The sequence below is a fragment of the Algihabitans albus genome (genome assembly GCF_003572205.1).
GTDB classification, from domain to species: Bacteria; Pseudomonadota; Alphaproteobacteria; order Kiloniellales; family DSM-21159; genus Algihabitans; species Algihabitans albus.
In genome coordinates, this window is record NZ_QXNY01000005.1 from 36,341 (window position 1) to 49,638 (window position 13,298).

Annotated in this window: 11 protein-coding genes; 3 read left to right on the forward strand and 8 right to left on the reverse strand. The window is 65.8% G+C overall.

All coding sequences use genetic code 11. The features are described from left to right. Nucleotides 1–78: 78 nt before the first annotated feature. Complete coding sequence (locus DBZ32_RS14210; RefSeq protein WP_235830209.1) at nt 79–996, reverse strand: pirin family protein; 918 nt, start codon at nt 994–996, stop codon at nt 79–81. A 122-nt stretch (nt 997–1,118) separates the two neighbouring features. Here DBZ32_RS14210 and DBZ32_RS14215 point away from each other — a divergent pair, with 122 nt between their 5' ends. The 3 genes from DBZ32_RS14215 to DBZ32_RS14225 are packed head-to-tail and all read left to right on the forward strand — an operon-like array spanning nt 1,119 to nt 4,303. Continuing rightward, nucleotides 1,119–2,477, forward strand: coding sequence for a glutamine synthetase family protein (locus tag DBZ32_RS14215; protein WP_235830210.1), 1,359 nt, complete (start codon nt 1,119–1,121; stop codon nt 2,475–2,477). Between the two features lie 13 nt (nt 2,478–2,490). Then, a complete protein-coding gene (locus DBZ32_RS14220) occupies nt 2,491–3,183 on the forward strand; it encodes a type 1 glutamine amidotransferase (RefSeq protein ID WP_119167859.1) in 693 nt (230 codons plus the stop codon). A 16-nt stretch (nt 3,184–3,199) separates the two neighbouring features. Further along, the gene (locus DBZ32_RS14225) at nt 3,200–4,303 is read left to right on the forward strand and encodes a DSD1 family PLP-dependent enzyme (protein ID WP_119167860.1); all 1,104 of its coding nucleotides are present in this window, start codon (nt 3,200–3,202) and stop codon (nt 4,301–4,303) included. 36 nt (nt 4,304–4,339) lie between these two features. Here the strand turns inward: DBZ32_RS14225 and DBZ32_RS14230 are convergent, their stop codons facing one another. The 7 genes from DBZ32_RS14230 to DBZ32_RS14260 form a co-directional block, all read right to left on the reverse strand. Beyond that, nucleotides 4,340–6,088 carry a hydantoinase B/oxoprolinase family protein gene (locus DBZ32_RS14230; RefSeq protein ID WP_119167861.1) on the reverse strand — a complete coding sequence of 583 codons (1,749 nt, stop codon included), beginning with the start codon at nt 6,086–6,088 and terminating at the stop codon, nt 4,340–4,342. Then, on the reverse strand, nt 6,085–6,444 hold the full coding sequence (locus DBZ32_RS14235; RefSeq protein WP_119167862.1) for a DUF1937 family protein: 360 nt from the start codon (nt 6,442–6,444) through the stop codon (nt 6,085–6,087). Before DBZ32_RS14235 ends, DBZ32_RS14230 begins: the two co-directional genes overlap by 4 nt. Next, nucleotides 6,441–8,507, reverse strand: coding sequence for a hydantoinase/oxoprolinase family protein (locus tag DBZ32_RS14240; protein ID WP_119167863.1), 2,067 nt, complete (start codon nt 8,505–8,507; stop codon nt 6,441–6,443). The genes DBZ32_RS14235 and DBZ32_RS14240 overlap by 4 nt, the downstream gene beginning before the upstream one ends. A 42-nt stretch (nt 8,508–8,549) precedes the next feature. After that, the gene (locus DBZ32_RS14245) at nt 8,550–9,269 is read right to left on the reverse strand and encodes an ABC transporter ATP-binding protein (RefSeq protein WP_119167864.1); all 720 of its coding nucleotides are present in this window, start codon (nt 9,267–9,269) and stop codon (nt 8,550–8,552) included. Beyond that, nucleotides 9,266–10,051, reverse strand: a complete 786-nt coding sequence (locus tag DBZ32_RS14250; protein ID WP_119167865.1) for an ABC transporter ATP-binding protein — start codon at nt 10,049–10,051, stop codon at nt 9,266–9,268. Before DBZ32_RS14250 ends, DBZ32_RS14245 begins: the two co-directional genes overlap by 4 nt. Further along, nucleotides 10,048–11,958: an ABC transporter permease gene (locus DBZ32_RS14255; protein ID WP_119167866.1), complete on the reverse strand. Its 1,911-nt coding sequence runs from the start codon at nt 11,956–11,958 to the stop codon at nt 10,048–10,050. Before DBZ32_RS14255 ends, DBZ32_RS14250 begins: the two co-directional genes overlap by 4 nt. A 97-nt stretch (nt 11,959–12,055) precedes the next feature. After that, nucleotides 12,056–13,264, reverse strand: a complete 1,209-nt coding sequence (locus tag DBZ32_RS14260) for an ABC transporter substrate-binding protein (RefSeq protein ID WP_119167867.1) — start codon at nt 13,262–13,264, stop codon at nt 12,056–12,058. Nucleotides 13,265–13,298: the final 34 nt, after the last annotated feature.

Consider the following 13,298-nt stretch of genomic DNA (forward strand, 5'->3'; position numbering starts at 1 on the left):
CGGCGGACCGGAATCGCCCGGACTTTGTTTAAATTCCCAAACTAGATTGGCGTGAGGCCGCTTCAAGACTGCCGATTTCTACTCTGGCAGTGGGATAAACTCCGTTTCGCCCGGAACCGGGTCGAAACGCTGGGCACGCCAGTCCGCCTTTGCCCGTTCGATCATTGCGGGATCGCTGGCCACGAAGTTCCACCATATGTGGCGTGAGCCTTCGAGGGGATCCCCGCCCAGCAACAGCGCTGAGGTCGCCTTCGTCGCCCTGACTGTAATGGGGCGGCCGGGAACGAAGACTTGCAGCACGCCGGCCGGGCAGGGGCAATCGTCGATCTCCAGGGCTCCTGAAACCGGGTAGACCGCGCGTTCAAGATAGTCCGGCGGGATCTCCAGCGTCGCGCCTTCGCGCAATTCGATCGCGACATAGAGGGTTGGTGAAAACACCTCGACGGGTGAAGCGAGGCCAAAAGCCTGCCCGGCGATCACGCGCAGGTCGACACCGCCTTGCGATAGCTCCGGAAGTCTTTCGGCCGAATGGTGAATGAAAGCGGGCTCGTGCTTCTCGTGCGCTGCCGGCAAGGCGATCCAGGTCTGGATGCCATGCAACCGTTGCCCGGTCCGGCGAGCGACGTCGGGTGTCCGCTCCGAATGAACGATACCGCGGCCTGCCGTCATCCAGTTGACGGCACCTGGCTGAATTGCCTGAAACGAACCCAAGCTGTCCCTGTGCAGGATCTCGCCGTCGAAGAGGTAGGTGACGGTGGCAAGACCGATGTGCGGATGTGGCCGTACGTCCAGCCCTTGGCCGGGGGCGAACACCACCGGTCCCATTTCGTCGAAGAAGATGAAGGGACCGACCAACCGTCGTTTGGCGAAGGGCAGTACGCGGCGGACCATGAAGCCCTCGCCGAGGTCCCGCTCTCGCCCCGGGATCTCGATCTCTCGCCAGTCGTTGGCCATGCCCTGCTCCGATTCTGTTTTCGCGGTCTGCAGTCTATGCATGGCCGGGTCGCTTCGCAGCCTCGTTTTAGGGTCAAGTTCTCGGCGCTTGCCGTGGGGGTGGCCGGCTATGCTTTACTCGCCGGAATTCGGGATACGAAAGATACGGAAAGGGGATGTCGGGCATGATGACCTTCGAGGCGCTGCAGGCCGCTGTGGAAGCGGGTGAGATCGATACCGTGGTCATGGCTATGCCGGACCAGTTCGGCCGGCTGGTGGGTAAGCGCTTCCACGCCGTCTACTTCGTCGAGCAGGCTCACGAGGAAACCCACGCCTGCGACTACCTCTTGGCCAACGACATCGATATGGAGCCGGTACCGGGCTACGCCGCGACCAACTGGGAGAAGGGTTACGGCGACTTCGTCCTGAAGCCGGACATGAAGACCCTGCGCCGCTTGCCTTGGCTGGAGGGCACGGCGCTGGTCCTCTGCGACGTCACCGACCACCACGGCGAGCCGGTACCGCATGCGCCGCGCAGCATTCTGAAACGGCAGATCGAGCGGCTGGCCGCCCAGGAACGTCGTGCCTTCTGCGCCAGCGAGTTGGAGTTCTACCTTTTCGACGAGACCTATGCCTCGGCGGATGCCAAGCGGTTTCAGGAGCTCGCGACCGCGGGCAGCTACATCGAGGACTACCATATCTTCCAAACCACCAAGGAAGAGCCGGTGATGCGGGCGATCCGCAATGGCCTGCAGGAGGCCGGTATTCCGGTGGAGAATTCGAAGGGCGAATGGGGCCCCGGCCAAGCCGAGATCAACGTGCGCTATGCCGACGCGCTGGAGATGGCCGACCGCCACGTGATCCTGAAGAACGGGATCAAGGAGATCGCGCATCTCGCCGGTAAGTCCGTAACCTTCATGGCGAAGTGGAACTACGAGCTGGCCGGCAACTCCTGCCACATCCATGCCAGCGTTTGGGACGAGGCCGGCTCCAAGCCCCTGTTCTACGATGCGGACGCGCCGCAGAGCATGTCGGCGCTGATGCGGGCTTTCGTCGCCGGTCAGTTGGCTCATGCCGAGGAGATCACCTACTTCCTGGCGCCCTTCATCAACTCCTATAAGCGCTTCCAGGTCGGTACCTTCGCGCCGACCAAGGCGATCTGGAGTCTGGACAACCGTACCGCCGGGTTCCGGCTGGTCGGCGACGGGACCAGGAATGTGCGGATCGAGTGCCGGATCGGCGGAGCCGATTTGAACCCCTATCTCGCCTTTGCCGCGCTCTTGGCGGCCGGCATGGACGGCATGGAGCGTGGCCTGGAGCTGCCGCCGCCCTTCGCGGGCGACGCCTACCAAGGCGCGGAGCTGCGCAACGTGCCCAAGACGCTGCGCGCCGCGACAGAGGCGTTGGAGCGGTCGGAGCTGCTGCGCCAGGCCTTCGGTGACGATGTGGTGGAGCATTATCTGGTAACGGCGCGTTGGGAGCAGTTCGAGTACGATCGCCGCATTACCGATTGGGAACTGAAGCGCGGATTCGAGAGAGGCTGAGGGCACTACGCCGATGAAGCGCATCGCCATCGTCGAATGCGGCCCGGTGCCCGAGCCTCTGGTCGCGGTCCACGGCAGCTACCCGAAGATCTTCGCGGAGCTGCTGCAGCCGCTGGCCGGCACCGCTCTGTCTTTCGAGACCGTCTCGCCGATCGCCGGCGATGCCGTGGAGGCGCTGCGCGACTTCGACGGTTTGCTGTTCACAGGGTCACGCTACGGAGTCTACGACGACTTACCCTGGATGCGCCCCTTGATGGCCGAGATCCGGGGTATGGCAGCTCGCGACCGCCCGCAGGTTGGCATCTGTTTCGGTCATCAGATCGTTGCGGCGGCGCTCGGAGGAGACGTCCGCAAGGCGGAGGCCGGTTGGGGTGCCGGCGTGCAGACCTACGATTTACGGGACCACCACGCCCCCAGCGAGGAGGTGCCGGTGTTCCACCAAGACCAGGTGATGACGCCACCGGAGGGCGCGCGCCGACTGGCGGGCAATGCCTTCTGTCCCAACGGCGGTTTCTCCTACGAGGCACCGATTCTGACCTATCAGTTCCATCCGGAGTTTTCGCGCCGCTACCTGGCCGACCTGATCGACTACTGCGAGGGCGCGCGTCTGACGGCCGAGGAAGCCGCCGCCGCGCGAGCTTCCCTCGCACGCCATCGCCAGCCAACCGAGATTCTGAAACGTATCGTCGTCCACCTCTCCAGCTAGGATTGAGAGACAGGCCATGCAGCCGCCGCCCGCCACTCCAGGCGATCCACTTGATCGGGTCGACACCCCAGCTCTGCTGGTCGACCTCGACGCCTTCGAACGCAATTTGGACCGCATGGCGGCCGAGACCACAGCGCGTGGTCTGCGCCTGCGCCCGCATGCCAAGACCCACAAGTCGACGGACGTCGCCAAGGCCCAGATCGCACGGGGTGCCGTCGGTCTCTGCTGCCAGAAAGTCTCCGAGGCGGAAGCCCTCGTCGACGGCGGCGTCGAGGATCTGCTGGTCAGCAACCAGGTGGCTGGCGGCCGTAAGTTGGGACGGCTGGCGCAGCTCGCGCGGCGGGCACGGATAGGCGTCTGCGTCGACGATGCCGGCAACGCCGCGGACTTGGCGCGCGCGGCAGCGGCGGCGGACGCGGTGATCGACGTACTGATCGAGATCGACGTCGGGGCCGGCCGCTGCGGCCTGCGCGATCCAGAGGCCGTCGTACCGCTGGCGCAACAGATCGCCGCCGCTCCCTCTCTCAATTTCGCCGGACTGCAGGCCTACAACGGCACCGCCCAGCACCTGCGGGCACCGGAGGAACGGCAATCCGCCATCGCGACCGCTGCCGAGATCGTGCGACGTGCGACAACGGCCCTTTCGGCGGCGGGCCTCGGCTGCGAGACGGTCGGCGGCGCCGGCACGGGGACCTACGCGCTGGAAATGGCCGAGGGCCTCTGGACCGAACTTCAGCCCGGTTCCTACTGCTTCATGGATGCCGACTACGCCGCCAACGGGTCGCCGCCCGACTACGAGCAGAGTCTCACGGTCCTCGCCACGATCATGAGCGCGCCGGAAACGGGCTTCGCCGTCTGCGATGCCGGCCACAAAGCCTGCGCCATCGATTCTGGCTTGCCCCGGCTGGCGAGCCATCCAGCCGTCGCGCTGACCGGTGCCTCCGACGAGCACGGCAGCATCGCGCTGCCTGCCGGTTTGGCCCTGTCCGTTGGTGACCGCTTGCAGTTGATCCCCGGCCACATCGATCCGACGGTCAATCTGCACGACTGGTACGTTTGTCATCGCGGCGGCAGGGTCGAAGCCGTCTGGCCCGTTACGGCGCGGGGTGCGATGTTCTAAGCGAAAGCTCAGTCGTCGGTCGCGTGGAGCTTTCTGCTAGTCCGTAGCGGCCTTGCGCCGCCTTGCCGTGCTCTCTGCATCGATGTCGCCGTTCTCGCTCAGAGCCACACCGAACAGCTCCAGCGCCTGAGCGGTTGTGTAGTAGCCATGGCGGACGTCGCGGGCGACCAGCGCGGCGTCTCGCGTAAAGGGATCGCCGTAGCCGCCGCCGCCGGGGGTCGAGACCTCGACCCGGTCTCCGGCCTTGACCGCGATGTCCTGGTCCTTGGAGAGGTGAGGGGGCTCGTAGGCTTCGCCGTTGCGCCAGACGGTGACGCGATTGCGCGCGCCGTCTCCGCCGCCGCGCGCGCCCTGAGGGCCGACGCGGCCATGGTCCATCACGAAGCTGGCGCGTGCTTCGCCGCGTCGTATCCTGACGCAATAGTCCACGCCGAAGCCGCCCCGCTGTGCGCCTGCGCCGCCCGAACCCTCGCGTAGAGCGTAGGTTTCGAACAGCACCGGATAGAGTTGTTCCACGACTTCGATAGGGGGAGTTTTGGAGATGCCGATGGTGGAGCAGCCGTTGGTCAGGCCGTCCAGCTCGGCCGCGCCGCCGTAACCGCCGCCGGAAATCTGGTACATCACGTAGGCGCGCTCGCGTGCCGGGTCCCAGCCGCCCAGCGCGAAGTTGCCGGAGGATCCGGCCGGCGCCGCCGTCACCCGTTCGGGAATCGCCTGAACCAGCGCCGCGAAGACGGCCTCGGCGATGCGCTGGGAGACCTCGGCGGCGCATCCGGAGACCGGACGCGGATAGCGTGCATAGAGGAAGGTGCCGTCCGGATCGTCTATCTTCAACGGTACGAAGGTGCCCGCGTTGATGGGAACTTCCGGGAAGATGTGCTTCATCGCCAGATAAACCGAGGAACGGGTGGTGGCGATCACCGAGTTCATCGGCCCCATGCAGGGCGGCGAGGATCGCGAGAGATCGAACCGCAGTTCGCTGCCTTCCTTGGTCACCTTCAGGCGAATGTAGAGCGGTTCGTCGACCACCCCATCGGAATCGACGACGGCTTCGCCGTCATAGACACCGTCGGGAATTGTCGCGATCTTGGCGCGCATCTGCTGTTCGGCGCGACTCTTCAGCTCGGCGATGGCCTGCTCGACAGTGGTCGCGCCATAGCGCTCGATCATGGCCGCCAGGCGCCGCTTGCCCACTGTCAAGGCGGCGGCCTGAGCCTTGACGTCGCCGATGCGCTGGTCGGCGATGCGGATGTTGGACGTTATGATCGCGTAGATCTCTTTGTCGAGCTGACCGCGCTTGAAGAGCTTGACCGGCGGCAGGCGCAGTCCCTCTTGCTCGACTTCGGTCGCATTGGCTGAGAAGCCGCCGGGCACGGCGCCGCCGATGTCCGGCCAGTGCCCGGTGTTGGCGAGCCAGGCGAAGACCTTGCCGTCGTGGAAGAAGGGGGCCACGAAGCGCACGTCCATCAGGTGCGTGCCGCCCAGGTAGGGGTCGTTGACGATGTAGACGTCGCCGTCCTCGGGCGGCGCGGTCTCGCCCTGCTTGATCTTGTCGAGGACGGCCATGGTCGAATACTGCATGGTGCCGACGAAGACCGGCAGTCCCAGGTCGCCTTGCGCGATCAACTCGCCGGTCTCGGCATGGTAGATGCCGTCGGAGCGGTCGTTGGCTTCGGCGATCACCGGCGAAAAAGCCGAACGGCTGAAGGCCAGATCCATTTCGTTGCAGACCTGCTGCAGGCCGTTTTGGATCACCGTCAGAGTGACGGGGTCGAGCGTGGTCATGGTTTGGACTCCGCCGTTGGTTCGGGCAGTTCCTCGAGGTCGGTAAAGACCGGTTTTCCGGCGGCGCGAAAGCGCTCGACCTCGGCGTCCGCGCCGGTCGAGGCCCCGCCGATCCTCAGGACGGCGTCGCAGCGTTCGGCCAGGGCCAGCGAGATCGGCATCATCAAGTCGTCGAAACGCGCCTCGCCGGCCTGCTCGATCAGCGGCAGGGCGTTGTTGACGCCGATCACCGGGACGTGGCCGCGTTCGAAAACCGCCAAGGCCATGCGGTTCATCTCACGCAGGTTTTCGCGGCGCGTCTCCGCATCCGCGGCGCCGGCGCTGTAGGGGCCGGCCACCATGATCCAGAGCCTCATGCTGTGCCCACCCGCCCGGTGGAAACGATCAGGTTGCCGTAGGCATCGACGGTCAGGGAGTCCCGAGGCTCCACGACCAAGGTGGTGTCGAGTTGCTGCACGATGGCGGGGCCGGTCAGCCCGGCGCCGAAGGGCAGCTTGTCGCGTGCGTAGACCGGTGTGTCCTGCCAGCCGCCCTGTCCGTACCAGACTGGCCTTTCGCCGAGGACGGCATCCTCCAGACGGTTGGCACGGGCTTCCGGCGGTAGCAGTGCCTCCAGCGCCACCGAGGGACGCTTGCCGATTACGGCTGTGTGCAGATTGACCAGAACGGGCCGAATCTCCGGCAGTTCCACCGCGAAGCGTTGCCAGTAGGCCTTGGCGAAGGCCTCGTGCAGTGCTGCGCGGCCGATCTGCGGGTCTTCCACCGCGATGGTCAGCAGATGAGTCTGTCCCTGGAATTGCATATCGGCGAAGTAGAGCGACTGGGTCTCCTCAACGGCGACGCCTTCGCGTTCGATGGTCGCAAGACCTTCGGCGGTCTGTTCGGCATAAACGGCTTCGACTTCCTGCATGTCGGCCAGCGGCAGGGGCACGTTGAGGGTGCGCACGTAATCGTGCCGAAGATCGGCGACGATACAGCCCAGCGCATTGGTTATGCCGGGCCGTGCGGGAATCAGCACCGTCGGGATCGCGAGCTCGCGGGCCAGCGCGGTGGCGTGCAGCGGCCCTGCGCCGCCGAAGGCGAAGAGGGCGAAGTCGCGCGGGTCGTGACCGCGGGCGAGAGAAACCATACGGATCGCACCGGCCATCTTGTCGTTCGCGATGCGCAGCACGGCCGCCGCCGCCTCTTCGCCGGTCAGGCCGAGGCGTTCGCCAACCTCCCGTTCGAAGGCCGCACACAGGTCATCGAGTGAGACCGGACTGTCGACCGATAGCAGCCGAGCGGGATCGAGCCGGCCGAGCAGCAGGTTGGCGTCGGTGATGGTGGGGCGGGTGCCGCCGCGCCCGAAGCAGATCGGCCCGGGCGCCGCGCCGGCGCTTTCCGGACCGACCTGCAGCAACCCGGCTTCATCCACCGAGGCAAGGCTGCCGCCGCCCGAACCGATCGTGTGCACGTCGACCATCGGCACATGGATCGGCATGGCATACTCCAGCTCCAACTCGCTGGAGACCGCTGGCACGCTGTCCAGGATCAGACCGACGTCGGTCGATGTGCCGCCCATGTCGTAGGTGATGAGGTTGGCCTGGCCAGAGGCACGGGCCGTGAAGGCCGCCGCCATGACGCCGGACGCCGGGCCGGACATAACCGTCTTGACCGCTTCGGCGGCCGCAATCTTGGCGGCAACGGTGCCGCCGTTGCCCTGCATGAGCAGCAGGTCGCGGCCGTAGCCCTGCGTCTTCAACTCTCTGGCAAGCTTCCCGAGGTAACGGTCCAGAACCGGCTGCACCGCCGCATTGACTGCAGCCGTCGTGCCGCGCTCGTACTCCCGGAACTCGCTGAGGATGGCATGGCCGAGCGTGACGTAGGCGTTCGGCCAAAGCTCGCGCGCGATCTCACCCGCGCGCAGTTCGTGTTCGGGATGGCGGTAGGCGTGCAGGAAGTGGATCACCAGCGCGTCGCAGCCCGCCTCAAGCAGGTGCCGGCAGGCCGCGCCGACTGCGGCTTCGTCAAGCGGTGTCAGCACCTCGCCGTCGGCATCGACCCGCTCGGGGACTTCCAGGCGCAGCTCGCGCGGGATCAGCGGCTCGAAGCGGCCGTACATGCCATAGGGTTGCGGGCGGGTGCGCCGTCCCAGCTCCAACACGTCACGAAAGCCGGCAGTGGTGATCAGCCCGACCTTGGCGATCTTACGCTCGAGCAGAGCGTTGGTGGTGGTGGTGGTGCCATGCACCAGTTCGGCAACGGTGGAAAGCTCGGCACCTGCCTCTTTCAACGCGGCAAGTACGCCGAAGGCCTGATTGTCGAGGGTCGTGGGGACTTTGGCGAGGCCGAGCCGGGCCGCCCCGTCGGCGCCCCGTTCCATCAGGATCAGGTCGGTAAAGGTTCCGCCCACGTCGACGCCGACGACGACTGCACTCATCGTTTCTCTTTTCTCTTCTTTTGCCTATCGGTCTCTGTTTTTTCACACCGTCAGGTAAGCTTGGCGCACGGTCTCGTCCGCCATCAACTCGGTCATGCTGCCCTGATAGCGGATGCGTCCGCTTTCGATCACGTAGGCACGGTCGGACAGCGCTCGAGCGAAAAAGAGATTCTGCTCGCTCAACAGAACGGTCAGGCCTTCGTGCTTCAATTTGGTAATGGTGCGCGCCATCTGCTCGACGATCACGGGCGCGAGGCCTTCCGACGGCTCGTCTAGCAGAATGGTGTCGGGGTTGCCCATCAGCGAGCGTGCGATGGTCAACATCTGTTGCTCGCCACCGGACATGCGTCCGCCCGGCCGGTCGCGCATCTCGGCGAGATTGGGGAAGAGCTCGAATAGGCGCTCCGGCGTCCACTCCGGCGCGCCTTCGCGAGGCGGTTGGCGGCCGACCTCCAGATTCTCCATCACGGTCAGGTTGGTGAAGATCCGCCGTTCCTCCGGGACATAGCCGAGCCCGGCCTGCGAGATGCGGTAGGAGGGCTGGCCGGAGATGTCGAGGCCGTTGAGATTGCGCTTGCCTCGGGCGTCGCTCACCAGACCGACGATGGACTTTAGCGTCGTCGACTTGCCGGCGCCGTTGCGGCCGAGCAGCGCGACCACTTCACCCTTGCCGACCGAGAGGGAAACATCGAAGAGAATATGGGCCCGGCCGTAAAAGGCATTCAGCCCGTCGACTGTAAGCGCGGGTACATCCGGGGTCATGCGCGCGCCTCCATTCCGCGCTGTGCCGCTTCGACGCCGCTGCCGCCCAGATAGATGCGCTGCACCTCCGGATTCTCACGCACAGCGTCCGGCGTACCGGCGGCGACCGTGCGGCCGCGGTCGAGCACCAGCAGGGTATCGGCGTGGGTGAAGACAACGTCCATATCGTGCTCGGTGAAGAGCACCGAGATGCCGCGTTCCCGCACGATGTCGGCGGTCAGGGCCATCAGCGCGATCCGTTCCTTGGGCGCCATGCCCGCGGTCGGTTCGTCCATCAGCAGGAGGCGCGGGTCGTGTGCAAGCGCGATCGCAAGCTCGACCCGCTTGATGTCGCCGTAGGCCAGCAGACCGCACTGCCGCTCAGCCTGGTCAGCCATGCCGACCCGCTCCAGCACGGCCAGGGCTTCGGCCCGATAGAGTCTGCGCGCGGTCGGCAACAAGGCGCGTAGGCGGTTACGGTGGCTGATAAAGGCCATCTGCACGTTCTCCACCACCGTCATCGCCGTGAAGGTGGCGGCGACCTGAAAGGTGCGCCCAACGCCCAGCCGCCAGATCCGGCGCGGCGGCAGGCCTGCAATATCCTGTCCGGCCAGGCGGACCCGCCCGGCATCTGGCAGCAGCTGCCCGCCGACCATGTTGAAGCAGGTGGACTTGCCGGCACCGTTCGGCCCGATGATGGCGAACAGCCGGCCGGCCGCCACTTCGAAAGATACGGTATCGACCGCGACCACGCCGCCGAAGGCCTTGCGCAGTCCTTCGACCTGCAATACCGCCTCCGTCATGTCCGCGCCTCCACGCGGCCATCCTTACCCGTCTCCTTCTCTATCGCGTCGCCGGGATCGTCATCAGGCAGCAGCTTGTCGCGCAGGAAGCCGGCGATCCCCATGGGAAAGACGATCACCAGCACCAGGATGGTTGCCCCCAGCAGCGCGCGCCAGTAGTCCGTCAGCGGCAGAATCTGCGCCTCCAGCAGATGGAAGACGGCGCCGCCGACCAGAGGGCCGGTCAGGGTCTGAATGCCGCCCAGCAGCACCATTACCAGCGCGTCCACCGAGGTGGGAATGGCGAGGGAGCCCGGGTCGATGTTGCCTTTGGAGAAGACGAAGACGCTGCCCGCGACGCCGGCGCAGGTCCCGGCCAGGGCGAAGGCCAGCCATTGATGGCGCTTGAGGTCGATCCCGATGGCGTCGGCGCGCAGAGTGGAATCGCGCCCGGCGCGCAGAGTGTAGCCGAACGGTGCGTGGCTGGCCCGCCAGAGGAAGGCGATAGCCGCGCCGCAGACCAGCAGCGAGAGGTAGTAGTAGACGGTCCGGTCGCTGGCCCAGCCCGACGGCCAGATGCCGATCATCCCGTTGTCGCCGCCGGTCACCTCCACCCACTGGAACGCCGTCGACCAGACGATCTGGGCGAAGGCCAGCGTCAGCATCGCGAAGTAGACCCCCGACAGGCGCACCACGAACCAGCCGAACAGCAGCGCTCCCAGGCCGGCGAACAGTGGTGCGGCCAGCATAGCGACTTCCATGCCGAAACCGAGATGGTGCACCAGCAGCGCGGCGCCGTAGCCGCCAAGCCCGAAGTAGGCGGCGTGGCCGAAGGAGACCATGCCGCCGGCCCCCATGATGAAATTCAGGGAGAAGGCCAGCAGGGCATAGACGAAGACCTCGAGCGCCAGCTTCTGGCCGTACTCCCCGAGGATCAGCGGCAGCAACAGCAGAACGGCGACCGTGCCGGCGATCAGCAGTTGTTGCGTACGGCCCAGCGGTCGCAGTGGGCGGTCGCCGGCAAAGCCGTGGCTGGTCGTGGTTTCCGGCTTGCCGAGCAGTCCCCAGGGACGCACCACCAGCACCAGGGCCATCACCAGGAAGGGCAGAACCAGCGTGATCTCGGGGAAGACCAGGATGCCGAAGGCCTGGAGTTGGGCGATGATCAATGCGGCCAGGAAGGCTCCCAGCACGTTGCCCATGCCGCCGATCACGGTGACGACGAAGGCTTCGGCGATGATGTTGACGTCCATGAAGGGATTGGCTGGCTCGACCGGAAGCTGCAGCGCACCGGCCAGGCCGGCGAGGAAGCCGCCGAGAAAGAGCACGCCGGTGAACAGCCGCGCCTGATTGACGCCCAGCGCGCCGACCATCTCGCGATCCTGCGTCGCGGCGCGTACGAGGTTGCCCCAGCGCGTGCGGTTGAACAGCAGCCAGATCGCACCTAGCACCAGAGGCCCTGCGGCGATCAGCACGAGCTGATACTCGGGAAAACGGAAGCCGAAGATCACCACGAAGGAGGTGAAGCCGGGCGCGCGGGGTCCGAAGAGTTCTTCAGGTCCCCAGACCGTTTGAACGAGGTCCTGGACGATCAGCACCACGCCGAAGGTGGCTAGCAGCTGGAACAGTTCGTGGGACCGGTAGATCCGCCGCAGCAGCAACAGCTCCATCACGACGGCGAGCAGTCCGACGGCGACGGCCGCGAGCGGGATCGCCAGCCAGAAGCCGAGTACGTCTCCCAGGATCGGCATAATCTGGGCGGTCAGCGTGTAGGCGAGGTAGGCGCCCAGCATGTAGAAGCTGCCATGCGCGAAGTTCACGATCCGCGTGACGCCGAAGATGATGGTGAGGCCGCAGGCGATCAGGAACAGGTTGGACGCGCTCGCGAGGCCGCTGAGAAACTGTAGGAAGATGAAGGCGGGATCCATCGGCGGTGGGCCATCCTGGTCGCAACGAGCTGGAAGAAAAACCGCATCGCCAGCCGGTCCGCGCTGTGCGGAAGCCGGCTGGCGACGATAGGCGAGACTACTCGGCGGGTCGGGCCGCCTTCACCGCCTCAGGCGTATGAGCGAAGTCGGCGCCGTCGGCGTAGTACCAGTCGACCATCTTGCCTTGGCCGTCCTCGACCGTCAGGCGTCCGACCCAGGCACCCATCGTTGCCTGATGATCAATGGCGCGCATGGTGATGGGACCCGTCGGCGTCTCGACCTCCAGGCCCTTGAGCGCGTCGATCATGGCGTCGGTCTCGGTGGATCCGGCCTTATCGAGCATCGCCTTGATGACGTAGGGAATGGAGTAGCCGAGCAGCGACGCCAGGCGCGGGAAGTCGTCGTACTTGGCCTGATAGGCTTCGACGAAGGCGAGGTGTTCCGGCGTGTCGATCTGATCCCAGGGATAGCCCGTAACGATCCAGCCTTCCGGCGTTTCGGCTCCCATCGGGACGAGGTACTCCGGCTCCCCGGTCAGCAAGCTGAGCACCGTGCGCTCCTCGAAGAGACCGCGAAGTTGTCCCTCGCGCACCAGCTTGGCCTGGTCGCCGGCGAAGGTCGCATTGAAGATGCCGTCGGGGTTGGCGCGCAGGATGGCCTGCGTCGTCGCGCCGGCATCGATCTTGCCGAGGGCCGGGTATTGTTCGACCACCACTTCGGCTTCCGGGTCCATCTCGGCCAGGAGCTTCTTGAAGTTCGCGGCGGCGGACTGGCCGTACTCGTAGTTCGGCGCCACGATGGCCCAGGTCTTGGCTCCGGACTCCTTGCCGGCTTCAACTAGCATCTTGGTCTGCATGTAGGTGTTGGGCCGCATGCGGAAGGTGTAGCGGTTGCCTTGCGCCATGGTGATGGCGTCGGTCAGCGGCTCGGCTGCGATGAAGAGGGTCTGCTTCTGCTTGGCGTAGTCGCCGACCGCGAGGCCGACGTTGGAGAAGAAGGTCCCGAAGAGAAAGGCGACGTCCTCGTTGGTCACCAGCTCGTCGGCCACGCGCACCGCGTCGGCTGTCGTGCCGCCGTCGTCTCGGCTGATCACCTCGAGGGTCTTTCCACCCATCACGCCGCCGGAGGCGTTGATCTCCTCCACGGCAAGCTGCCAGCCCTTCCGGTACGGGTCGGCGAAGGCCGCCATGCGGGCGTAGGAAAAAAGTTCACCGACCTTGACGCTGTCCTGGGCCTTGGCCGGGGTGAAGGCGGTACTTGCGGCCAGCAGAGCCGCCCCCGCGATCAGAAGGTGTCGCCTCAACATATCCCTGTTCTCCCTTTCTGTCGTAAAGCACGGC